Source organism: Streptomyces drozdowiczii, from assembly GCF_026167665.1.
In the GTDB taxonomy this organism is placed as follows: domain Bacteria; phylum Actinomycetota; class Actinomycetes; order Streptomycetales; family Streptomycetaceae; genus Streptomyces; species Streptomyces drozdowiczii_A.
Window position 1 is genome coordinate 2,835,024 of sequence record NZ_CP098740.1, and the last position, 22,050, is coordinate 2,857,073.

17 protein-coding genes are annotated in these 22,050 nt (G+C 71.9%); 7 read left to right on the forward strand and 10 right to left on the reverse strand.

Annotated features, from left to right (window positions below):
- Window positions 1–3: 3 nt before the first annotated feature.
- The 8 genes from rplW to NEH16_RS12730 all read right to left on the reverse strand — a co-directional run bounded on the left by rplW (window position 4) and on the right by NEH16_RS12730 (window position 12,061).
- Window positions 4–327: a 50S ribosomal protein L23 gene (rplW, locus tag NEH16_RS12695; protein ID WP_003966958.1), complete on the reverse strand. Its 324-nt coding sequence runs from the start codon at window positions 325–327 to the stop codon at window positions 4–6.
- A complete protein-coding gene (gene rplD, locus NEH16_RS12700; protein ID WP_073964435.1) occupies window positions 327–974 on the reverse strand; it encodes a 50S ribosomal protein L4 in 648 nt (215 codons plus the stop codon). The genes rplW and rplD overlap by 1 nt, the downstream gene beginning before the upstream one ends.
- A gap of 4 nt (window positions 975–978) precedes the next feature.
- The gene (gene rplC, locus NEH16_RS12705; protein ID WP_018101228.1) at window positions 979–1,623 is read right to left on the reverse strand and encodes a 50S ribosomal protein L3; all 645 of its coding nucleotides are present in this window, start codon (window positions 1,621–1,623) and stop codon (window positions 979–981) included.
- Window positions 1,624–1,636: 13 nt separating this feature from the next.
- Window positions 1,637–1,945 carry a 30S ribosomal protein S10 gene (gene rpsJ, locus NEH16_RS12710; RefSeq protein ID WP_003948644.1) on the reverse strand — a complete coding sequence of 103 codons (309 nt, stop codon included), beginning with the start codon at window positions 1,943–1,945 and terminating at the stop codon, window positions 1,637–1,639.
- A 463-nt stretch (window positions 1,946–2,408) separates the two neighbouring features.
- Window positions 2,409–2,945, reverse strand: coding sequence for an SMI1/KNR4 family protein (locus NEH16_RS12715; RefSeq protein WP_265542112.1), 537 nt, complete (start codon window positions 2,943–2,945; stop codon window positions 2,409–2,411).
- On the reverse strand, window positions 2,939–3,664 hold the full coding sequence (locus NEH16_RS12720; protein ID WP_265542114.1) for a DNA/RNA non-specific endonuclease: 726 nt from the start codon (window positions 3,662–3,664) through the stop codon (window positions 2,939–2,941). Before NEH16_RS12720 ends, NEH16_RS12715 begins: the two co-directional genes overlap by 7 nt.
- A complete protein-coding gene (locus tag NEH16_RS12725; protein ID WP_265542117.1) occupies window positions 3,661–9,555 on the reverse strand; it encodes a LamG-like jellyroll fold domain-containing protein in 5,895 nt (1,964 codons plus the stop codon). The genes NEH16_RS12720 and NEH16_RS12725 overlap by 4 nt, the downstream gene beginning before the upstream one ends.
- A 226-nt stretch (window positions 9,556–9,781) precedes the next feature.
- Window positions 9,782–12,061 (reverse strand): DNRLRE domain-containing protein, encoded by a 2,280-nt coding sequence (locus tag NEH16_RS12730; RefSeq protein ID WP_265542119.1) that lies wholly within the window; start codon window positions 12,059–12,061, stop codon window positions 9,782–9,784.
- Between the two features lie 444 nt (window positions 12,062–12,505).
- Here NEH16_RS12730 and NEH16_RS12735 point away from each other — a divergent pair, with 444 nt between their 5' ends.
- The 3 genes from NEH16_RS12735 (at window position 12,506) to NEH16_RS12745 (ending at window position 17,940) form a co-directional block, all read left to right on the forward strand.
- Entirely contained in the window at window positions 12,506–14,065 is a 1,560-nt protein-coding gene (locus NEH16_RS12735; RefSeq protein ID WP_265542121.1) for an FG-GAP and VCBS repeat-containing protein, read from the forward strand.
- An 87-nt stretch (window positions 14,066–14,152) separates the two neighbouring features.
- Entirely contained in the window at window positions 14,153–15,817 is a 1,665-nt protein-coding gene (locus NEH16_RS12740) for an RNA ligase family protein (protein WP_265542123.1), read from the forward strand.
- Window positions 15,817–17,940, forward strand: a complete 2,124-nt coding sequence (locus NEH16_RS12745) for an RNA repair domain-containing protein (protein WP_265542124.1) — start codon at window positions 15,817–15,819, stop codon at window positions 17,938–17,940. Before NEH16_RS12740 ends, NEH16_RS12745 begins: the two co-directional genes overlap by 1 nt.
- A gap of 9 nt (window positions 17,941–17,949) precedes the next feature.
- Here the strand turns inward: NEH16_RS12745 and NEH16_RS12750 are convergent, their stop codons facing one another.
- Entirely contained in the window at window positions 17,950–19,212 is a 1,263-nt protein-coding gene (locus NEH16_RS12750) for an alpha/beta hydrolase family protein (protein ID WP_265542126.1), read from the reverse strand.
- A 36-nt stretch (window positions 19,213–19,248) separates the two neighbouring features.
- Here NEH16_RS12750 and NEH16_RS12755 point away from each other — a divergent pair, with 36 nt between their 5' ends.
- The 3 genes from NEH16_RS12755 (at window position 19,249) to NEH16_RS12765 (ending at window position 21,155) form a co-directional block, all read left to right on the forward strand.
- Window positions 19,249–19,797: a helix-turn-helix domain-containing protein gene (locus tag NEH16_RS12755; RefSeq protein ID WP_265542128.1), complete on the forward strand. Its 549-nt coding sequence runs from the start codon at window positions 19,249–19,251 to the stop codon at window positions 19,795–19,797.
- Window positions 19,798–19,887: 90 nt separating this feature from the next.
- A complete protein-coding gene (locus NEH16_RS12760; protein WP_265542130.1) occupies window positions 19,888–20,505 on the forward strand; it encodes an RNA polymerase sigma factor in 618 nt (205 codons plus the stop codon).
- Window positions 20,502–21,155, forward strand: coding sequence for a hypothetical protein (locus NEH16_RS12765; protein ID WP_265542132.1), 654 nt, complete (start codon window positions 20,502–20,504; stop codon window positions 21,153–21,155). The genes NEH16_RS12760 and NEH16_RS12765 overlap by 4 nt, the downstream gene beginning before the upstream one ends.
- 121 nt (window positions 21,156–21,276) lie before the next feature.
- On the opposite strand, the gene NEH16_RS12770 is transcribed toward NEH16_RS12765, so the two are convergent.
- A complete protein-coding gene (locus tag NEH16_RS12770; protein ID WP_073964445.1) occupies window positions 21,277–21,546 on the reverse strand; it encodes a GlsB/YeaQ/YmgE family stress response membrane protein in 270 nt (89 codons plus the stop codon).
- Window positions 21,547–21,881: 335 nt separating this feature from the next.
- On the opposite strand from NEH16_RS12770, the gene NEH16_RS12775 reads away from it, so the two are divergent.
- A complete protein-coding gene (locus NEH16_RS12775; protein WP_265542134.1) occupies window positions 21,882–22,025 on the forward strand; it encodes a hypothetical protein in 144 nt (47 codons plus the stop codon).
- The last annotated feature ends 25 nt before the right edge of the window (window positions 22,026–22,050 follow it).

Here is a 22,050-nt window from a genome sequence, read left to right on the forward strand (position 1 = left end):
TCACTAGGAGGTCGGGCCGCCGAAGATGTCGATACGGTCGCCCTCAGCGAGGGTCACGATGGCGCGCTTCGTGTCGGCGCGCTTGCCGAAACCGGTGCGGGTGCGCTTGCGCTTGCCCTGGCGGTTGATCGTGTTGACCCCGGTGACCTTGACCGAGAAGACCGCCTCGACGGCCTGCTTGATCTGGGTCTTGTTGGAGCCCGGCGCGACGATGAACGTGTACTTGTTCTCGTCGAGCAGCGCGTAGCTCTTCTCCGAGACAACCGGCTTGACGAGAACGTCGCGCGGGTCGGAGTAGGTCTTGCTGGTAACGGTCGCCTCGCTCATCAGGCGTCGCTCCCTTCGGTCTCGGTCTGGGGGCCAGACACGAAGGACTCGAAGGCGGCCTGGGTGAAGACCACGTCGTCAGAGACGATCACGTCGTACGTGTTCAGCTGGCCCGGCTCCAGGATGTGCACCTGGGGCAGGTTGCGTGCGGAGAGCCACGCGGCCTCGTCGCTGCGGTCGACGACCAGGAGCAGGTTCTTGCGCTCCGAGATCTTGCCGAACAGCGTCTTGGCGGCCTTCGTGGAGACCCCACCCTCGACCACGCCGGTGACGACGTGGATACGGGAGTGACGCGCCCGGTCGGAGAGGGCACCGCGGAGGGCGGCGGCCTTCATCTTCTTCGGGGTGCGCTGCGAGTAGTCACGCGGCTGCGGGCCGTGGACGACGCCACCGCCGACGAACTGCGGCGCGCGGGTCGAACCCTGGCGCGCGCGGCCGGTGCCCTTCTGGCGGTACGGCTTGCGCCCACCACCGCGGACCTCGCCACGGGACTTGGTCTTGTGCGTGCCCTGACGGGCAGCTGCCAGCTGTGCGACGACGACCTGGTGGATCAGCGGAACGCTGGTCTTCGCGTCGAAGATCTCCGCGGGGAGCTCGACGGTACCGGCCTTGTCGCCTGCCGGCGAAAGGATGTCAATGGTGCTCATTACCTCAAGCCCCCTTGGCCGCGGTACGGACCAGGACGAGGCCGCCGTTCGGACCGGGGACCGCGCCCTTGATGAGGAGCAGACCCTTCTCCGCGTCAACCGCGTGGATGGTCAGGTTCTGGGTGGTGACGCGCTCGTTACCCATGCGACCGGCCATGCGCATGCCCTTGAAGACACGCCCAGGGGTGGCGCAGCCACCGATCGAACCGGGGGAACGGTGCTTGCGCTGCACGCCGTGACCGGCGCCGAGGCCCCGGAAGTTGTGACGCTTCATGACACCGGCGAAGCCCTTGCCCTTGCTCTTGCCCGTGACGTCGACCTTGACGCCGGACTCGAACACCTCGGCATTGATCTCCTGGCCGAGCGTGTACTCGCTGGCGTCAGGAGTGCGGATCTCCACCAGGTGGCGGCGCGGGGTGACGTCGGCCTTGGCGAAGTGACCCTTGAGGGGCTTGTTCACCTTGCGCGGGTCGATCTCGCCGAAGGCGATCTGCACCGACTCGTAGCCGTCGCTGTCGTTCGTACGGACCTGCGTCACGACGCACGGACCGGCCTTGACGACGGTCACCGGGACGACCCGGTTGTTCTCGTCCCAGACCTGGGTCATGCCGAGCTTCTCGCCCAGGACGCCCTTGATGTTCTTGCTCATCTCGGCCGTCCCCTCAGAGCTTGATCTCGATGTCGACGCCAGCCGGCAGGTCGAGACGCATCAGCGAGTCAACCGTCTTCGGCGTGGGGTCGAGGATGTCGATGAGGCGCTTGTGCGTGCGCATCTCGAAGTGCTCGCGAGAGTCCTTGTACTTGTGCGGCGACTTGATGACGCAGTACACGTTCTTCTCAGTGGGCAGCGGCACCGGGCCCGCGACCGACGCACCAGTGCGGGTCACCGTCTCGACGATCTTCTTCGCCGAGGAGTCGATGACCTCGTGGTCGTAGGCCTTGAGCCGGATGCGGATCTTCTGTCCCGCCATGGCTACTAGTAGTCCTGTCTCTCGTTTAACGCTCTGGAACCCGGGGTTCTGGTATCCCCACCTCCGACCCACGCGGTCGGGCGTGTCGCATCCCCTCTACGCAGAAGTCCCGAAGGATTTCCCAACCAAGGGGGTGCGGGCCGAAGACCACGCTGCCGGGGGTGAAACCCCACCGGGTGCCTGGCCGGTGCCCCACTTACGCTTCCCGGAAGATTCCCGTACGTCCGGCCCGCATGGGGCCGACGAGTACTGTGGGACTCGCTTCCGGTCCTCCCGGCGGGAGGCGCGCAGCATTGACACTCAACCGAGCAACCTGGCTAGTGTGCCATACGGGCTGCGGGCCTGGCCAATCGGGCCGAGGATCTTACCCCGGCCGAGTGGCTGGTCAAACGCAGGCGCGCATCGGGGCGACCCCGGGCCCCGCCCTCTGTGGAAGGTACGGGGCGGCGCGGGCCGTACGAGATCACCCCGGAAAGACGCGCACCGCGGGATGCCTGCTCGGAACGTCCCCGGGCAGGCCTCGCCGCTCGACCGAGCCGTCGATCAACCCGACGAGGAAGGCGACGGCCCCGCCCGGAAACTCCCACCACTCATCGTTCCTGCTGTTCACGACGATGGGCCAGGCATCGGGGTCCGAACCCGCGACCCGCCAGTAGAAGACGTCACCGGAGAGGGACTCACTCCAGGGAAGCAGCCCATTGGGCGCCGGATAGGCCGTATACCCTTCCGCCATGTCGTCGTCCTCCAGATCCCGCAGGATTTCAAGTTCCTGACGGATTCCGTCGACAAAAGCGGACTCGGCACCGGGTCGAGGCAGCGGCACGCGCAGGAACCCGTCGAACTCCAGTGTCGGGTAGCGGCGGGCCAGCTCCTTGAAGTCCGTCGGCAGGTCGCAGCCCAGCGCCGAGGAGACAGCGGCGAAATCGATGGGGCGTGACGCCTCGGAGCGGAACGGCACCATGGCGGGAGCCACGTCTTCCAGAGCTGTCACGTTCAGCATGTCGTCTGCCAATCAGAGCTGTTCTGGACCGTCACATCGAAGAGACGCCCATTCTTCGTGTATGCCGTCATTCGGATACTTTCCGGTATCGCGCTGTTTCCGGCACCGTAGATGAGCTGACCGGAATAGAAGACGGGATTGTTCGCCCTCAGCTGCTTCGCCATCTTGTTCTCGCAGCGCTTCATTCCGCTCTTGTTCATCCGGTCGTACCCGGTGAACAGATTCTCGGTCCGCCATTCACCGTGGAACATGTCTCCGATGATGTGCGTGCGATTGTAGATCGGCTTGCCCGAGGCATCCACGTTGTTGCCCTCCGGGAATCCGGAGACGGACACAGCGGCGCCGTCGTCACGCTTGCTCCCCTTGGGCTTGAGGTCGGCCGGGCAGATGAGGCCGGTCGCTCCGTCCGGGCGGCCGTTCCGCAGGGGCTGGTAGTTGTACCGCTCCGCGCGTGACGTGTCGCAAGGATCGTCGCGTGTGTCCGTGCCACTGCCGCCACCGGGGGCCGCGGCCGGATCAGGGGCCAGCAGCCCATCGGCGAACTCCTGGCCGCCCGCGCGCGGGAAGGACTTGAAGTATCCGCGCAGCTCCTCCTGGGTCACTTCCAGTTCGGCCTGGGACCGAGTCATCGAGTTGTCGACGAACGCCTGGTGCTCGGCGTCCGTGTCCTTGCTGCTCGTCGGCCTGGCGTGGACAACGCGCAGGACGGCCTTGATCATCTGGGCCCACGGCGGCGGCGGGGCGGCGGGGGCGGGCCCGGCGGACGGGGTGCCTGCGGGCGTCCTGGCGCGCGGTAGGGCGTGTAGTCGGAGTAGCTCGGGTGATCCCGCGCCGGTGAACCGGAATGCTTCCGCGCGGCCGCCGCCTGCGCCGCCGCCTGGGCGGCGATGGCGTTCGCGGTGGACGACATCGAGTTGCCGAAGATGTTGGTGTGCGAGGTCGTCGCCGAACTGCTGCTGGAGTGCGACCAGGGCCACGAGAAGGAAGGCCACGAGATGTGCACCGGGTGCTGCCGGTAGTACTCGGAGATGGACGATCCCAGGTACCCGGCCAGCAGGGTGCCCAAGGCCGCCTCGCCGATGCACAGGTCCTCCAGGCAGTGCCCGCTCGGGTCCGTGTTGAGCAGCGGACTGCCGGCCCCGTACGCGTAACGGTTGGCCTGCCCGGACGGCGCCGGGTTCAGGGTCCAGGAGTCGCGGGAGGAGAAGCCGCCGGTGGACGGGTCGTACCAGCGGGCGTGCATGTCCACCTGCCCGGAGTCCGGGTCGGTGTACTCGCCCTGGTAACCGAGGGAGCCCGTCCCGCCCGCCGTCCGGGCGGTGACCTGGCCGAACGGCGAGTACGCGGAGGAGCCCGCGAGCTCACCGGTGGCCGGCGTGAAGCGGCCGGTCACATCGCCGTGCTGGTCGGAGAGGACCGCCGAGGCGTTGCCGCCGTCCGGGTCCGCGGTGGCCACCGCGTCACCGTCGGGGCCCCGGAAGACCAGCGAGCCGCCATCGCTGACCAGGTCGTTCGACTGGTCGGCGTACGTGAAGGCGTCGTCCCCACGGCCCACCACGCGCCCGAGGCCGTCGTAGGTGTAGGTGGTGTCGTCGCTGGTGATCATGCGTCCCAGCGCGTCGAACGCCGCCGTGTGCGTGACGCCGCCCTCGGTGCTGCCGGTCCGAGTACCGCGCGGTGAGTAGCTGTACGAGGTGTCCCCCGCGGTCAGCAGCCGGTTCCGAGCGTCGTACGTGGCCGTGGTCGAACCGGCCTTGGTGCGGTTGCCGGCGGCGTCCCAGCCGTACGACGTCTTCGCGCCGTCGGCCCCGGTCCACTCTGTGAGCCGGCCCGCCCAGTCGTAGGCGTAGTCCTGCTCACCGTGTCCCGCCGTACCGCTGGTGGTCTCCGACACCAGGCGGGACGCGGCGTCGTAGCCGTATCCGGTGGACGCAGTCGTCGCGCCGCCGGGGGCCTTGAGCGTGTCGGAGGTCAGCCGGTCCAGGGCGTCGTAGGAGAAGGACCGGTGAGCGCCCGACGTGCCGTAGCCGACCGAAGTCAGCCTGGAGGCGTTGTCGTACCCGTAGGTCAGGGTCGTCGCGGTCAGCGGATCGGCCGCCGAGGCGAGGCGGCCCGCCGTGTCGTAGCCGAAGACCGCGTGGCCCGCGGCGTCCGTGCGCCCGGTGAGGTGTCCCTCCTCGTCGTAGGCCAGCGTGGCCGTGCCCGAGGGGCCGGACGCGGTGAGCAGATTGCCCCGGTCGTCGTAGGTGTAGCGGTCGGTCCCGCCCGGGGCGCTCACCGAGGTGAGGTTCCCGGCCGCGTCGTAGCCGTAGCGGTCGGCGGTGGTCGCCGCCTCGGCGCCGGACCCTGTGACCTCGGTGACGCGGCCCAGCGCGTCGAAGGTGCGCGTCTGCGTCACCCCGCCCGGCTGGCGCTCCTCGGCGGGACGACCCGCCGCGTCGTACACCGTGGTCCAGGTGCGGTCGGCCTCGGCCGGGTCGGCCGTGGTGGACGGCTCGACGATCGACTCCGGCTGACCGTGGCTGGTGAAGGTGGTCCAGGTGGTGTTTCCGCGTCCGTCGGTCAGCCGAGTCCGCTGTCCGGCCGCGTCGTAGCCGAAGGTAGTGGTGATGGACGTGTCGGCGTCGACGGGCTCGACCAGCTCGGTGAGCCGCCCCAGCGCGTCGTAGCGCTGCCGGACGGTGTGGTGCAGGGCGTCCGTGACGGCGACGGGGTTGCCGTCGGCGTCGTACGTCGAGCTGCGGGTGCTCAGCACCTTGCCCGTGGCGTCCTCGTCGGAAGCGGAGACGGCGCGCCCGGCCAGGTCGAATCCGGCGCGGGTGGTCCGGCCCTGCGGGGTCGTGGTCGACGTGGTGAGCCCTGTCGGCCCGTAGGTGTAGAGCGTCTTCTTCCCTGCGGCGTCCGTCTGCGAGACCGGCTCGCCGGCCGCGTTGTACTCGCTGCCCTCGGTGATCCCGGTGGGGCTCTTCGTGGCGACCAGGTTGCCGGAGTCGTCGTACGTCAGCGTGGTGGTGAACGCGCCCGGAGCCGGTCGGCGCTCCAGCCGGGTCGAGGTGATCTGCCGCCCGAGGTCGTCGTAGGTGGCCTCGGAACGGGCGCCGGTGGGCTCGGTGACCGACAGCTGCTCGCCCAGGAGGTCGTTCGTCATCGTGGTGACGGGCCGGTCGGCGCCCTCGGCCGGGGCCGGCCGGGTCACTCCGGCGAGGTGGCCGAGCTGGTCGTAGGTGTAGGTGGTGACCCCGCCCAGCTCGTCCGTCTCGGTGACCGGCCGCCCCGCGGAGTCGTAGGTACGGGAGGTGCGGGTGACGAGCGGGGAGCCGCCCGGCGGGGTGTAGCCGGGCAGGGTGGTGGCGGTCTCCCGGCCGAGTCCGTCGTACGTGGTGTGCGTGACGTTCCCGTCGGGGTCCTGCTGGTCGGTCGGGTCGCCGAAGGCGTTGTAGCCGGTGCGGGTGACCGGGCGGACGGTGCTCGCGCCGCCGTCGCGGGTCTCCGCGGTGACCGGGGGTGCCTTCGCCTCGGTCTGGCGGCCGAGCGCGTCGTAGCCGTAGTCGGTGGTGTACGCGGCGGCGTCCGCGCCGGGTGCGTTGCCCCGCGCCGAGGTCTCGGACAGCACCAGGCCGCGGTCGTCCACGGTCCGGGTGGTGACCAGGTCCTCGTCGCCGTTCTCCACCGTCAGGCGGGTGGCCTCGCCGGTGATGTCCCGCTCGTAGGTGACCTTCTCGGCGCGGCTGCCGCCCGCTCCGGTGTGCGTCTCGGTGAGAACGGCGCCGGACGCGTCGAAGGTGTAGGCGGTGCGCCGCGCCAGGCCGGACGGGTCGAGGACCTCCGCGGTGGTGCGGCCCGCCGCGTCCACCTCGTAGGCGGTGGTGACGGTGCCGTTGCCGGTGGTCTCGGAGGTGAGGTTGCCCGCGGCGTCGTACTTCTTCTCGCTGAGGACGAGGTCCCGGGTGGTGCCGTCCGGGTTGTGGAACCCGGTCAGGATCTGCCGCGCCTCCAGCCCGTCGTCGTAGTAGGTGGTGCGGGTCGTGCGGCCCATGGCGTCCGTGTGCTCGGCGAGCCGGCCCGCCGGGTCGTACGCGTAGGAGTCGATGACCTTGTCGACGGGGTCGGACGGGTTGTTCGGGTCGCCCTTCCAGTCCTTCAGGGTCACCTCGGCGAGCGCGCCGAGCGCGGTGTAGGCGTACTCGTAGCTCTGGCCGTCGGCCGTGGTGCCGGCGACGCGGTGGCCGAACACGTCGTAGGTGCTGGTCTCGGTCGCCCCGGACGGGTCGGTCATCGACTTCTGCCGCCCGTGCGTGTCGTAGCCGCGCTCGGTGGTGCGGGCCGGGTCGCCGCCCACGGTGTCGGAGACCGACTCGGTGAGCACGTTGCCGTCGGCGTCGTAGGTGTAGGTGGTCCTCGCCCGGTGCTGCTTGCCGGTGACCGCGTTGGGGACGGCGGGATCGGTCACCGTGACCGGCCGGGATTCACCGTCGTAGACGGTCGTCGTGGTGACGCCGTCGGGCTGGGCGTCGGACGTCTCCTTCTGGGCGGTCTCGCGGCCGAGCGCGTCGTAGGCGTACGCGGTGGCCACGCCCGCCGGATCGGTCACCTCGGCCAGGTCACCCGCCGCGGTGTACGCGCGCTCGGTCACCCCGCCCCGTGCGTCCGTCGTGTCGGCGAGCAGGCCCGCCGGGACCGTGCCGCCGCCGACCGCGGGCTCGGTGCCGTCGGTGAAGGTGGAGGACTCGGTGCGGCCGGAGGGGAAGTCCGGGGTGGCCGGGGTGGTGGTGGAGACGCGGTCGCCGTGGGCGTCGTAGCCGTACGTCGTCTTGTACGTGTCGTCGGACGCGCTCGCCGAACGGGCGTCGCGGACGGCGGTCAGCTGGTCGTTGCGGGGGTCGAGCGGGTCGGAGGTGTTCAGGTAGTAGGCGTAGTACGCGGTGTGGCAGGTGGCCTCGTCGGCGGCGTCGCGGCAGGTGGTCTGGGAGACCTTGTTGCCGCGTTCGTCGTTGCCGAAGCGGGTGACGGTGCCGTCGGGGCCGGTGGTGGCGGCCAGGAAGCCGCCGGTGTCGTAGGCGAAGGTGCCGGTGTGGCCCGCCGTGTCCTTCTGGCTGATGAGCCGGTTGCCCTGGAGCGGGTCGTAGGTGTACGCGGACGTGCGCTTCTCGGGGTCGGTGACCGTGACGGTGAGGGTGGTGGTGCCGTCGACGGCGTCCTGGTCGTCGGTGGCGGGCTTGGCGTCGGTCCCGGTCGCCGCGAGGTCGGAGAGCGTGTAGTCGCCGCCGTTCGCGTCGGTGTACGAGGACACCCGGTCGTGCACGGTGTCGTACGCGACCGCGGAGTGCACGCGTCCGCTGGGCAGGGTCACCCCGGTGAGCTGCTGGGCGACCTGGGCGGCGGCGTGGTGCTGGGCGATGGTGCTCGCGCCGAGGGGGCGGCTGTAGACGGCTGCCTCGTCGATGTCGCCGGTGAGGTGGCCGATGGTCCCGGTGGTGGCGGCCCAGCCGTTCCAGTAGCCGGCGCCGAGGTAGACGAAGCGCTGGTCGTACTGGGTGATGTCGCCGCTGAGGCTGCCGGCCTTCTTGCCGTCGAGGTACAGCGTCTGGGTGTTGCCGGCGGCGGTGAGGGCCGCGTGGTGCCAGGTGCCGTCGTTGACGGTGGTGGCCGAGGTGATGGGCGCGGCCTTGCCGTTCCAGAACTCGCCGCGCAGCTTTCCGTCAGTGCCGACGTAGAGGGCGGGGGTGTTCTTGCCGGCGGTGGCCTCTTCCAGCGTGTGGTCCTGGTAGCTGAGCAGGACACCGCTGCCGGTGGTGCGGAACCACAGTTCGGCGGTGAGGTACGGGGTGTCGGAGATCAGCTGGTCCGGCAGCTGCACATAGGACGTGGTGCCGTTGAAGGTGGCGGCGGTGTCGGCGCTGCCCTTGAGCGCGCCGGCGGTGCCGAGCTGGACGTCCTGGTAGGTCGCGGCGTGCTCGTCGCGGTCGAGCGGGAGGTCGCTCGCGGCGTCGGTGGCGCCGTCCTTCTCGTCCAGGCGCCAGTAGGAGAACGGTCCGGCGTCGTGGACGACGGTGCGGTGGTGCGAGCCGTCGCCGTAGCGGTAGGCGGTGCAGTGCCCGGTGGTGTCCTCGGGGCCGCAGACCTGGGTCAGCCGGTCGCCGTCGTAGGTGTACGTCCAGGTCAGCGGGTCCGCGCCGGTCGCCGGGGCGTCGGTGGTGACCGTCTTGACGTGTCCGCCGGACCAGGTGAGGTGCAGGGCACGGCCACCGGCCGCGTTGACGGTGGTGAGCTCGCCGGAGGTGTTGTACGTGAGGGTCTGGGCGCGGTCGCGGTAGTCGGTGACCCGGGTAAGGCGCCCGTCGCCGTCGAAGACGTACGAGGTCTGGTCCTTGTCGGTCAGCGTCCAGCCGCCTCCGGTGACCGAGGTGAGGGTGGAGAAGCTGCCGTACGGGGGTGCGTAGCTGCCGTCGGGGTTCTTGCCGAAGCGGACCTGGCGGCCCGTGGGCAGGGTGGCGACGACGTTGCCGGTGCCGTCCCCGTCGGGTGCGATCCGCATGTCGTAGCGGGTGGTCCAGCCGGCCCCGAAGGCGTTGTCGGAGCGCGGGTCACGGCTGTTGTAGGTGCGGGCCACGGTCAGCCCGGGCCGGTCGTGGCGACGGTCGCGTCGGTGTCGGTGGTCGTGTAGTTGCCGATGCCGGGGTCGACCTCGCGGCCGTCACCGGCCGGTCCTTGGTCGCCGAGGTGTGAGGTGATCGCGGGCTGCTCGACGGCGGTGGTGAAGGTGTAGAAGGGGCTGAGCGCGGTCGCCAGGCCGTTCTCGCGGGCCTTGACGCGCCAGATGTACTGCTTGCCCCAGGTCAGCTTGGACGCGGGGACGTTCCAGGTCCGCTTGGTCTGCCAGCCGGAGTTGACGCAGCCGGTGGGCTTGGCCGTCGTGCCCGAGCAGACCTCGAAGTAGTGGTCGATCGCGGCGCCGGCCGGGTAGTGGTCGACGGTCTCGGTGTCCATGAACAGGGTCGGGGTGAGGCTGCCGACCTGTCCGCCGGGGTGCGGGTAGACGTCGGTGACCCGGGGGCCGATGTCCTGGGAGGTGACGGTGACGGTGGCGACCGGGACGCTCTCGGTGGAGAACCACTTCTGGTCGCGCAGCCGCTGTACGTCGAAGTTGACCTTGTACTTCCCCGGGGAAGCGGGGGTATGCGGGCGCTCAGGGTCGTGTCGTCGCCCGGGGTCAGGCGCTCGTTGAGACGGGTGAACGCCTTCTGTTCCATGAGGGCGCCGGTGCTGTAGTTGCGCACCCGGGTGCCGAGGCGGACCTCGTTCCAGCCCTGGGGCTCCCAGGTGAAGTCACCCGTGTTCTTGACGGTGACGTCCACCTCACCGCTCTGGCCGCCGGTCAGCGGGGCGGTCTGCGACCCGACGGTGTACCACGCGCCGTAGGCGCTGTGGGTGACGCTGAGGTACGGCTTGTTCGCCGAGTTGGCGCTGCCGAAGCGCTTCCAGGGGCCGGAGCTGTCGAAGTCGGCCCAGATCGCCAGCCCGTTGTTGGTGATGGAGCCGTCCACCCAGCCCTGGACGAGGTCGACGCCCTTGTTGCCGAGATCGATGGTCCGCCACTTGGATCCGCCGCAGTTCTCGCCGTAGGCGAACGAGTCGGAGGCGATCAGGTGGTCGAGGCTCGCCGGACGGTTGTTCCAGGTGACCGTGGTGGAGCTCCACGAGCCGGTGACCTGGTTGACCGTCATCTTCTGGGCACTGCAACTTGAGGAGAAGACGTTGAACAGACCGAGGTCGGCGTTGAGGATGTAGCGGTTCTTGAGCTTGCTGGTGACGTTGTTGAACCGCATGTAGCTGATGGCGCGGTTGGTGCCTCCGTCGTAGCTGCCGATCTTCAGCTCGTCGTCCCCGGCGAAGTTGCTGTCCGGCCAGGAGTCCTGGACGAAGGCGTCGCCGTTGCTGTCGATGTCGTCCACGCTCGGGTCGACCTTGACCGGGTACACGCGCTGCGGAGCGGCGAGCCACGCGTCGTCCAACTCGACCTTCAGCGACCAGCGGCCGTCCTTCTCGGTGAGGGCGTAGTCGACGTCGCCGGAGAGGGCGGGGCCGCCGGTCTCCGCGTCGTGCGACGAGTCCTCCATCCAGCCCTTGGGGATGACCGCCTGGGCGGCGCCGTCCGCATCCTTCAGGAGGACCGCGCCGTGCTGGTCCAGAGAGGGGGTGAGCCCGTCGAGGTCGAGCGGGAACGTCCAGACGTGCGGCGCGTCGGCCGAGTCGAGGACGATGGTCTCCTTGACCGCGCCGTGTGTCGCCTGAAGGGTCACGTCCGCGCCCGGCCGGATGCCGGCGTAGTGCGCGGTGTCGCCGTGGACCTGCGCGGTGGTGTCCGACGCACCGTCGAGCCCGAAGCCGACCGCGTGCTGCCCCTCGTCCAGGGTCAGCCGGGCCAGGGCCGGGTCGTCGCCCTGGGGGGCGAGGGTGAGTCCGGTGTCGTCGGAGGCGGCGGCCAGCCGGTCGCCGTCCGTCTTCGCGGCCTCGGGAGCGCCCTTGGCCTCGTCGGCCGGGACCAGCGAGGTGTCGATGTCCTGCCAGGTGCCGGAGGCGTCCTCGTAGTGCACGGGTTCGGTGTAGACGCGGGTGGTGCGGGTGCCGTCGGGGTTGCCGAACTCCTTGGAGGTGGCCGTACGTTCGGCGGGTATCTCGACGCTCTCGTCCGGGTCGTAGCCGGTCGTGCCGTCCTTTTCGGTGGCCTCGGTGCCCGGTTCGAGGGCGGTCTGCGCCGCCTCCGGCTCGACCGTCGCGAACCCGTTGCCACCGTCGTGCAGCGGCAGGGCGCCATCGCCCGTCTCCAGGTCCGCCGGGTCGAGGTCGTTGCGGCCGGTGGCGTCGGTGCGGTCGGCGCCGACCTCGTGGTCGCGGCCCGCCGCGGTCCCGGTGCGCTGGGTGGGCGCCTCGGTGTCGGACCAGGGCGCCGCGGCGTCGGCGGCGCGCGCGAACGGCGTCAGGGCCGGGGGCGGCAGCAGGGTCGCGCCCAGCGCCAGGAGCACGCTGCCCGCCGTCAGGGCGGCGGCGCGCGAGGAGCGCCCCGCGAAGGCGTGCCGGAAGACCGCGTGCGGACGGGGGCGGGGGCGGCTGGGCACGGAACTCCTTCAAACCGAAGACCGACCGCCCACCCGTGGGGAGCGATCGGCCGGAAGCAGGGAGCCGGGACCCGACGAAGATCACGAGACCTCGGCGGCGTACACGTTAAGTGATCAACGGACGCCCGAACCATGGCCATGACAACGGATTCATAACGACATGTCACCCCGAGTCCGTGTCACACGGGGTCTTCACGCCTCCTCCACGGACCCAACTACCCATCTCTGCCTGCGACAAACGGTTTCAGCCAGCCCTGATACACCGTCTCGCGCGACCGCCCGACCGTGATCAAGTCGAGATGATCAACGGGATAGCCTGCGACGTCGATCGCGCGGACCGCGCCGCGGGCCACTCCGTTCCCGCCTTCCGCGTGAGGCACTCATGGTGCGGAAACCGGCCATGGAGCGAACTCGGCATGCCCCGGAGACGAGTGAAGGACAGTCATGGCCGAAGAGAAGGCAACGAAGCGTCGGCCCAAGGCGTGGCATGCGGCCGTCGCCCTGCTCGCCTCCGTGGGCGTGGTGGCGACGGTCGCCCTCACGGCCGGCTCCGGCCATGCGGCCAAGCCCTATGACTTCAACGGCGACGGCAAGCCGGACCTCGTCGTCGGCCTGCCCGGAAACACCGTGTCGGGCCACGCGGGCGCCGGTTCGGTCATCATCGCCAACGGCACCTCCACCGGGCCCTCCCGCAGCGCGGTCCGCATCGACCAGGCGTCTCCGGGCGTGGGGGGCGACCCGGAGAACGACGACGCCTTCGGCCAGTCGGTGGCTAGCTGCGACTTCGACAACAACGGGTACGCCGACCTCGCGGTGGCCTCGCCGATGGAGGCGATCGGGGACGTCGAGGGGGCCGGGATGCTGAGCGTCCACTACGGCGGCTCCGGCGGGATCTACAACTCCACGACCGAGACCTTCAGCGAGGACACGGCGTCCTACCCGGGCGCGGTGGCCAAGGACGAGATCTTCGCGTACACCCTGGCCACCGGTGACGTCAACGGCGACGGCTACTGCGACCTCGCCATCGGCCAGCCCCTCGACAGCGCCGGGGGCGCGTCCAACGCTGGCACCATCAAGATCATGTTCGGCACGTCCACCGGCCTGAACGCCAAGGACACCATCCAGATCGACCAGAACACGGCGAACGTGCCCGGCGGCCCCGAGAAGGAGGACCGCTTCGGCGAGCAGCTCGCCGTGGCCGACGTCAACGGCGACGGCGTCGGAGATCTGATCTCCGCCACCATCGGCGAGCAGATAGCCGGCAGCTCCGACCGGGGCTCGCTGCACATCCTGTACGGCCCCATCAAGAACGGGGCCCCGGCCGCCGGCGGCTACATCGACTCCGGCAACGTCGACGGCATCGGCGAATTCGCGGGCAGCGCGCTGGCGGTAGGCCACTTCAACGACGACGCCTACGCGGACGTCGCTGTCGGCGTGTCCGACGAGCAGGTCGGCGGGAAGGGCGCGGCCGGACGGCTCGCGGTCTTCTACGGGAGCTCCCAAGGCCTGTCCGCCACCAGCCGCGTGAAGCTCTTCGACCAGGACTCCCCCGGCATCTCCGGCGCACCCGAGATGGAGGACTACTTCGCGTCCAGCCTCGCCTCGGGCGACTTCGACGGGGACGGCACGGACGACCTCGTCGTCGGCATGCGCAGCGAGGCGATCGGCTCCGCGACCGGTGCCGGCGCCTCCATGATCCTCTTCGGCAACGCGACCGGTGGTGTCACGACCAAGGGCGCACTGTGGATCGACCAGGACACCGACAAGGTGCCCGGCGACCCGGCCGTCGGCGACCACTTCGGCTGGACGGTCGGGGCCCTGGACACCGATGGCAACGGCCGCGTCGAACCGCTGGTCGGCGCCCCCGGCAACGCGGCCGGGACCGTCACCGTGCTCAAGGTCAAGCCCGGCACCCTGGAGTCGGCCACGGCCCTCGCGGAGGCCGACCTCGGTTTCTCGGCGGGCAGCGACGGCGACGCGTTCGGGGCGGCGCTGCCGCACTGACCCGCCCGCGTAATTCGTTCGTACGCGCGAGCCCCCCGCCCCTACAGTTTCCGACCGGATACGGCAACGGCACGGGGGCGGAAGAGCATGCGGACGCACTATCCACGGACGGCTCATCTGCCCTGGTCGCCCGGGGCCACCTCCGACGACGTGCGGATGACCGACCTGGCGGCGCTGGCCGGGACCGAGGTCGTCGTCACCGAGAAGCTGGACGGGGAGAACACCACGTTGTACGCCGACGGGCTGCACGCCCGTTCGCTGGACTCGGCGCACCATCCGTCGCGGACCTGGGTGAAGGCCCTCCAGGCCCGCGTCGGTCCCCGGATCCCACAGGGGTGGCGGATCTGCGGCGAGAACATGTTCGCGCGGCACTCCCTGGCGTACGACGCGCTGGAGAGCCACTTCTACGGGTTCTCCGTGTGGGACGGCGACCGCTGTCTCGGCTGGGACCGGACCGTGGGCTTCCTGCGCTCCCTGGGCATCCCGGCGCCCCCGGTGCTGTGGCGCGGGGTCTTCGACGCGAAGGCGCTGCGCGCGCTGAAGCCGGACACCGGGCGGCAGGAGGGGTACGTCGTCCGGCCGGCCGCGAGCTTCCCGGCCGCGCTGTTCGGGCGCGTCGTCGGGAAGTGGGTGCGGCCGGGCCATGTGGTGACCGATACGCACTGGATGCACGCGGAGGTCGTGGAGAACGGGCTCGGGCCCGCGGCGGCGCTCTGGTCCGTACGGTCCGGAGCGCCCGTCGACCCGGCGGCGCTGGCGGCGGCGGTGGGCGCCGGTCCGGGAGACGGGCCGGAGAAGGCCCTCGCCGCCGCCGACGCCCTGGACGCCCTCGGCCGCACCGGGGACGACCGGCTCGCCGGTGTCCTCGCCGCGCTGCTGCACGGCACCCGCCGCACCGCCCTCGCGCCGCTCCTCGCCCCCAGCGTCGGCATGCCGCTCGCCCGGCGCGTCGCGGACCTCGTCGGGCTGGCCCCCGGGCTGCACCGGCCCTACCCCGACGAGGAGCGGCGCGCCGGGCTGGCCCGGATGGCGCTCGCCGCCGACCTGTCCGTGCTGCACGCGGTGTCCGGGGTGCTGGCGGACACCGCCGGGGCGCGGGAGCAGGTCGAGTGGTCGGCGCTGCACGCGGAGGAGGTGCGGGAGCCGGACGGGCTGGCCGAGGCGTTCGCCGGGCTCGGGCCGGAGGCCGCCGCGCGCTGCCTGGCGCAGGCCCGCGAGGCGTACGCGGACGGCCGTATCGCCACCGCCGAGGAGGCCGTCGCCGCGACCTGGCGGTGGCGGTCCGGGGACTTCCCGCGCCTGGTCCAGCTGGCCGGGCCCTCGGGCAGCGGCAAGAGCACCTTCGCCCGGGGCCTGCCGGGGGTCGCCGCGTACATCTCGCTGGACGATCTGCGCATGGCAAGGGGCTCGCGGGCCGACCAGAGCGCCAACGGGGACGTGCTGCGCGAGGGCCTGGACCGGCTGGACGCGGCCCTCGTCCCCGGCGCGACGGTGGTCTGGGACGCCACCTCGCTCAACCCGCACCAGCGCTCCCTGGTCCACGCGGTCGCCCGCCGCCGCGACGCGCTGGTGACGCACGCCGTGGCGTGGATCGGCGAGGCGGAGCTGGCCGCGCGCAACGGGCGCCGGGAGCACCCCGTACCGCCGCAGGTGCTGGCGTCGCAGCTGCACCGGTTCGTGCCCCCGTATCCCGGCCAGGCGCACCGCACCTGGTACATCGGCACCAGCGGAACCGTGGAGGACCGGGCCTGATGCGTACGAGCGAGGAGATCTACCACCGGGTCCGCTGGGACGCCCGCTTCGACCCGGCGCGCTTCGTGCTGGGCGTGGCGCAGCGGGGCCGGGAGCCGAAGCGGGTGCCGCTGGACCGGTTCACGCCGGGCGGCGACATCCCCTGGCACCGGGTCCTCTTCTTCGAGGCGGACGGCGAGGTCGTCTGGGACCGGGCGACGGGCACGGACCGCATCGACGCGACGGACGCCGGGCGGATACGGGAGGCGCGCCGCCTGCCTTCCCCGTACTTCACGGCCCGGACCCCGCACGCGTACTCCCCCGCGACGGGCACCTGGTCCGTGGCGCCGACCGGCGCGAAGGGTCCGCCGGGTCCGCTGACGGTCCTCACCTGGAACACCCTTTGGGACCGCTACGACAGCGACCGCATCGACACCGCGCGCCGCCGCCCCCTGCTGGCCGAGGCGCTGCGCGCGGCGGACGCGGACGTGATCGCGCTCCAGGAGGTGGAGCCGGCGCTGCTCGCGCTGCTGCTGCGCTGCGAGTGGGTGAGTGCTCACTACACCCTCGCGACCGACCCGGCCGGCCACGACGTCCCCGATCACGGCCTGCTGCTGCTCAGCCGCCTGCCGGTGAGCGAGGCGGCGGTGCACGTACTGGGCCCGCACAAGGCGGTCGCGGCGGCGGTCGTGGAAACGGCGGACGGCCCGGTCACGGTGGCCGTCACGCATCTCAGCAGCGACCACTCCCCCGAGGGCGCGGCCCGCCGGGACGCCGAACTGGCCGACCTGGCCACGGGGTTGGCGGCGGTGGAGGGCGAACTCGTCCTGGTCGGCGACTTCAACGACGGCGGCGACCATCCGCAGACCCGCCTGGCGATGGCGGACGCGTGGACGGAGGTGCACGGCCCCGCCGACGACACCCCGACCTTCGACCCGTCGGCCAATCCGCTGGCCGCGATCTCGTCCCTGTCGGGGCGGGTGTCGCGGCTGGACCGCGTACTGCTGCGTACGGACCGGCTGCGGGCGTGTACGGCGACCCTGCTCGGGGAAGAGCCCGGGCCGGGTGGCCTGCATGTGTCGGATCACTACGGGGTACGGGTGGGGCTCGGCGCGGCCTCCCTCCACACCGAAGAGGTGGCGGAACGCGTCGCCGCCGCCCTCCCCGGCGCGCACGTCCACCTCGTCGGCTCGCGGCGCATGGGCTGCGCACTCCCCGGCGCCGACCTGGACCTGGTGGCGGCGCTCCCCGACGTCACGGGCGTACGGGACCGGCTCGCGGCCGCCTTCCCGGAGGCGCGGGACCTGCGCGAGGTGAGCGGGGCCCGTGTCCCCGGGCTGCGCTGGTACGTGGACGGGCTGCGGGTGGACCTGGTCACCGTGGCGACGGGGACCGTGCCCCCGGCCGAAGCGGTGGCGCGCCGCGCGGAGCTGGGCGAGGCGGCGGCCGTCGCGCTGAGCGCGGTGAGCGACGCGGAGGCGTTCCCGCGTCAGGAGGCGTTCACCGCGCTCGCGCGGGGCGTGAAGGAGTGGGCGGCGGCGCGGGGCCTGGACTCCGCGCCGTGCGGCGGCCTGCCGGGCATCGCCTGGGCGACCCTCGCGGCCCGTACGGCACACGGGGGCGGCGGCCTCCGGGACTTCTTCGCGACCTGGGCGGCATGGGACTGGCGCGAACCGGTGGGCGGGGGCCCGGCGACGGGCGACCCGGTCACGGTGTACACGCCGACGGCACCGGTCCGCTCCTGCACGGCCCAGGTGAGCGCCGCGGGGCGTGACGTGCTGACGGCGGAGTTGTTCCGGGCCTGGGAGCTGCTGGACACGGAACCGGCCGCGCTCTGCGCCCCGCCCCCGCTCACGGAGCACACCGCCTGGGCTCTCGCGGCGGCGGCCCCGTCCGAGGAGGGGCGCCTGCGAGGCCGCCTCCTGGCCCTGACCGCCGCCCTCGCGGAAGCCGGCGCCCCCGACACCCGCGTCTGGCCCCGCCCGATCACGACCCCCGACCACACGGGTTACGCGATCGGCCTGGGCGCGACACCCCCGGAGGCGCACCGCCTGGCGGAGATCGGGGCGGAGGTCCTGCGCGGGCTCAGGGGGGCGTCGCTGCGCCCCGGCCCGAACCCGGTGGCGCGTCCGCGCGACACCTGAGGGCGGGCGCTACGGGGTCGCGCGCCGCGTCAGCCAGTTCGCCACGTCGTCCACCACCCCGGGGTCCACATGGCCGGGCCGCGCGTAGTCGGCCGGGGTGGACGGGCCGCTTCCGGCGAAGAGGAGGTGGTCGGCGCGCTCGTGGACGCGGATCGACACCTCCGGGCGGTCCGCGAGGGCGCGCCGCCAGCCCGCGAGGTCGTCGGCGACGGTCACCTGGTAGTCCCGGCCGCCCTGGAGGATCAGCATCGGGCGGTGCAGCCGGGCGGCCGTGGCCGACGGGTCGTAGGCGCGCAGGTCGAGCCAGTAGGAGGCGGAGAAGCCCAGCGGCAGCGACTCCGGGGGCGTGTCGGGCGTGAGCCCCGGGTCCGCCACCGCGGCGGCCTGCCGGACCAGGGTCGACACCATCGCGTCGGCGGCCGGCCCGGGGGCGAGTTCTGCCAGGTGGCGGGCCACCCGGACGGCCGCCTCGTGCATCGGCTGCGTGTCCGCGGCGAGCAGCACCAGGCCCGCTACGGACGGGTCGGCCGCGGCGATCCGGGGCGCCGCCTTGCCGCCCATGCTGTGCCCCAGCAGGTGAATCCGGTCCGGGGCCACCTCGGGCCGCTGCCGCAGCAGCCGGACGGCGGCGAGCGCGTGGGGCACGTACTCGTCGGCCATCGTGAAGTCCGGCGGCAGAAGGTCCGGGTGGGCGAAGGTCACCTTGTCGAAGCGCAGGACGGCCACCTGCCGGGAGGCGAGGCCCCACGCGAGGTCCTTCAGCGGCTTGTTCGCGCCGATGGTCTCGTCCCGGTCGAACGCGCCGCCGCCGCTGAGCAGGACCACGGCGGGCCACGGCCCCTCGCCCACGGGCAGGGTGAGCGTGCCGGGGACGGCGAGCGGCCCGTCGCCCACGACGACGTCGCACTCGGTGAACCGGTCCTCGTCCACGTAACCCGGCGGCTCCCACGCGGCGTCGCCCTGCGTGTCGAACCGCAGCCCCTGCAACAGCCCGTCGTCACCGACCGACGTGACCACGGTGAATCCGCCCTCGGCGCAGAGCACCGGTATGCGCACGCGCGCCGAGCCGGCCTCGGCCACCGGCTCCTCCACGGCCGCGCGGCCGCCGCGTCCCGCGACCTCGGTCGACCAGGCGAGCCGCAGCTGCTCGGCGGGGAGCGCCGCCCGCAGCGCGGGTGCGAACAGCTCCACGGATTCCTCGAACCGCTCCGTCCGCAACAGCGCGGCGAATCGCCGCGCCGTCCCCGGTACCCCGCCCTCAACCAGTCTCATGAGTGAGAAAGGTATCAGCCATGAGAAGGTGAGCGGGTGGACTCCCTGGACCTGCTCGCCCATCCCATCCGGCTGCGGATCGTTCTCGCGATGGGTGGCGTACGGACGCTGACCACCTCTCAGCTCCGCGCCCGCATCCCGGAAGCCTCCAAGGCCACCGTCTACCGGCACATCGACCTGCTGGCGGCCGGGGGCATCCTCGAGGTGGCCGAGGAGCGCCGGGTGCGCGGCGCCGTGGAACGGCACTACCGGCTACGGCAGGACCGGGCCAGGATCGGCCCGGAGGAGGTCTCCGCGCTCACCCCGGAGGACCACCGGCGCGCCTTCGCCACCGCGATGACGGCCTTGCTGGCCGAGTTCACCGCCTACCTGGACCGCGAGGGGGCCGATCCCGTGGCGGACCGGGTGGGCTACCGCCAGCATTCGGTCTGGCTGAGCCCGGCGGAGCTGGAGGAGCTGATCGGCGGCCTGCGCGCGGCGATCGCCCCGAAACTCGCCAACGAGCCGAGCCCGGAGCGGACTCAGTACCTGCTCAGCCCGATCCACTTCCCGATGGAAGCGCCTCCCTCGGAAGCGGGGACGTAGCGAACTTCAAGAGGCGCGCCCGTGTAACGCCTTTCCCGTCCGCCGCCAAGTAGGTGTGACAGGCAGGCCGGCGGACTGGGAGACACCACCTTGACGAGCGACACCCGCGACAAGGACGGACCGGCGGCGGCAGCGCGCGACCCGGACCTCTTCGAGGAGTTCTACCGGCGCCACTTCGACGCGATCACCCGCTTCGTCGCCCGGCGCGTCACCGACCCCCACACGGTCGCGGACCTGACGGCGGAGGTCTTCCTCGCCGCGATCGACTCCGCGGACTCCTACCGTCCGGGCCGGGGCAGCGAGACGGCCTGGCTGTACGGCATAGCCCGCAACCTGGTCGGCGCCGAGGCCCGCCGCACCGCCCGCCAAGCGGCCCTGGGCGCCCGGATCGCGGGCCGCAGGCTGCTGGAGGCGGACGACATCGCGCGCCTGGAGGAGCAGTTGGACGCCGAGGCCGCCGGCCGCCGGGCCCTGGCCGCGCTCTCCGGCCTGCCGCAGGGCGAGCGCGCGCTGCTGGAGCTCATCACCGTGGACCAGCTCACCCTCCCCGAGGCCGCCTCGGCGCTCGGCCTGCGCCAGGTGACCGCCCGGGTGCGGCTGCACCGGGCGCGCAAGACGCTGCGCGGGGCGGCCGGCGGCGTCACGGACGAACCGGCGCCGGCACTCGCCGGGGACGCACTGATCGCGGGAGCAGGGGAGAGGGCATGAAGACGACGTTCGAGGACCGGCTGCTCGAAGAGCTGAAGCGGGAGATCGCGGCGCGCGGCCCGGAGCCCGTCCCGGCGCGCCCGCGCCCGCGCCGCGTGATCACCGCACCGCGGCTCGCGCTCGTCGCCGGACTGGCCACCGCGGCGACGGTGGCGGCGATGCTGCTGCCCGGGTCGCCCACGACGCCGGAGGCGTACGCCGTGGACCGGAACGGGGACGGCACCGTCACCGTCACCCTCTACGACCTCACCCCGGACCCCGAAGAACAGAAGGCACTCGTGAAGCGGGTACGCGAGCTGGGCGTGCTGGTGAGCATCGACACCCTGCCCCTCGGAAGCTCCTGCGTCCGGCCCCGGGGGAAGGTCATCGAGCCCCCGGCTGGCGTCGCAGACCCCGAGATGAAGATCGACATCGGGAAGCCGGTGGAGGGCATGCCCGGAATCAAGCCCTCGACACCGCCGGACACGGAGAGGAAGGGCCCTCCTACCGATTCCGGATGGCGGGCCACCCTCCACCCCGGCGACACCCTGGTGATCGAGATCGACCAGGACATCGCGTGGTACTCCGCGATCAAGGGCGCCGCGGCCCCGTGCGATCCCCGGCCCTTCGCGCAGCCGGGGCCCCTGCCGCCCCCCGCCACCGCCGACTGAGTTCGCGGCTCCCCTGCCGGTGAACCATCTGTCCACCTGTTGGCGGGTGGCGTCCGGGATACGCGAAACGGCTCCCCCGTGGCTGGGGGAGCCGTTTCGCGACCGTGCGGAGCGGTGTGGGTCAGGCGTGGCGGCGGTTGCCGGTGATGACCCGGTAGAGCACGAGCAGGATGATCGAGCCGACGATGGCCGCGATCCAGGTGGAGAGTTCGAAGAAGCCGTCGATGGAGTCGACGCCGAAGATGACCTTGCCGAGCCAGCCGCCGAGAAGGCCGCCCGCAATGCCGATGAGCATCGTGATGATGATGCCGCCCGGGTCCTTGCCCGGCACGAGCGCCTTGGCGATGAGACCCGCAAGAAGCCCGATGATGATCCACGCGATGATGCCCATGATGTCCCACCTACCTGGTCGTATAAAGATTTTGTCAACGACCGTCTTTACCGGAAGGGCGCCTTCAAACATCGGCTGCGCAGATGCGTTCGGCGGGCCCGGCGGCGATGCCCGGTTCCCGGACTGCCTGGATCGCGCGGTGGGGGCCCTGGGAGGGGTCCGACCGGTCGACAGCATCCGTATCGACCCGGACTTCTCTCGCTCCGACCGCCGCCGCCTTCTGTTCGTCCGCTTCGCGGGGGTGCCGCTGTTCTGGCGGCTCGACCTGGACGTCCGCGCCGCGTCGGTCGCGGCCGGCCAGCGCCCTGGCGAACGCCATCGGCGCGGTCAAGGCGGTGGCCCGAAAGCGGGACGCCGAGGCCCGTGGCCTGCTGGACCGGGGGTTCGCCCGAATCGGCAAGGACGACCGGGCCGGCGGCGCCTGGGCCGACGACGTGGCCCGACCAGCCCACGCCGCCGCCCTGCGCGACGCGTCCTAGTCGGACCTGGCGGCCCAGGTCACTG

Coding starts and splice junctions, on each gene's coding strand:
- NEH16_RS12740 (WP_265542123.1), top strand. CDS start 14,153: ATGCGGACGCACTATCCACGGACGGCTCATCTGCCCTGGTCGCCCGGG.
- NEH16_RS12745 (WP_265542124.1), top strand. CDS start 15,817: ATGCGTACGAGCGAGGAGATCTACCACCGGGTCCGCTGGGACGCCCGC.
- NEH16_RS12770 (WP_073964445.1), bottom strand. CDS start 21,546: ATGGGCATCATCGCGTGGATCATCATCGGGCTTCTTGCGGGTCTCATC.
- NEH16_RS12735 (WP_265542121.1), top strand. CDS start 12,506: ATGGCCGAAGAGAAGGCAACGAAGCGTCGGCCCAAGGCGTGGCATGCG.
- rplW (WP_003966958.1), bottom strand. CDS start 327: ATGAGCGAGGCGACCGTTACCAGCAAGACCTACTCCGACCCGCGCGAC.
- NEH16_RS12750 (WP_265542126.1), bottom strand. CDS start 19,212: ATGAGACTGGTTGAGGGCGGGGTACCGGGGACGGCGCGGCGATTCGCC.
- rplC (WP_018101228.1), bottom strand. CDS start 1,623: ATGAGCAAGAACATCAAGGGCGTCCTGGGCGAGAAGCTCGGCATGACC.
- rplD (WP_073964435.1), bottom strand. CDS start 974: ATGAGCACCATTGACATCCTTTCGCCGGCAGGCGACAAGGCCGGTACC.
- rpsJ (WP_003948644.1), bottom strand. CDS start 1,945: ATGGCGGGACAGAAGATCCGCATCCGGCTCAAGGCCTACGACCACGAG.
- NEH16_RS12765 (WP_265542132.1), top strand. CDS start 20,502: ATGAAGACGACGTTCGAGGACCGGCTGCTCGAAGAGCTGAAGCGGGAG.
- NEH16_RS12720 (WP_265542114.1), bottom strand. CDS start 3,664: ATGATCAAGGCCGTCCTGCGCGTTGTCCACGCCAGGCCGACGAGCAGC.
- NEH16_RS12715 (WP_265542112.1), bottom strand. CDS start 2,945: ATGCTGAACGTGACAGCTCTGGAAGACGTGGCTCCCGCCATGGTGCCG.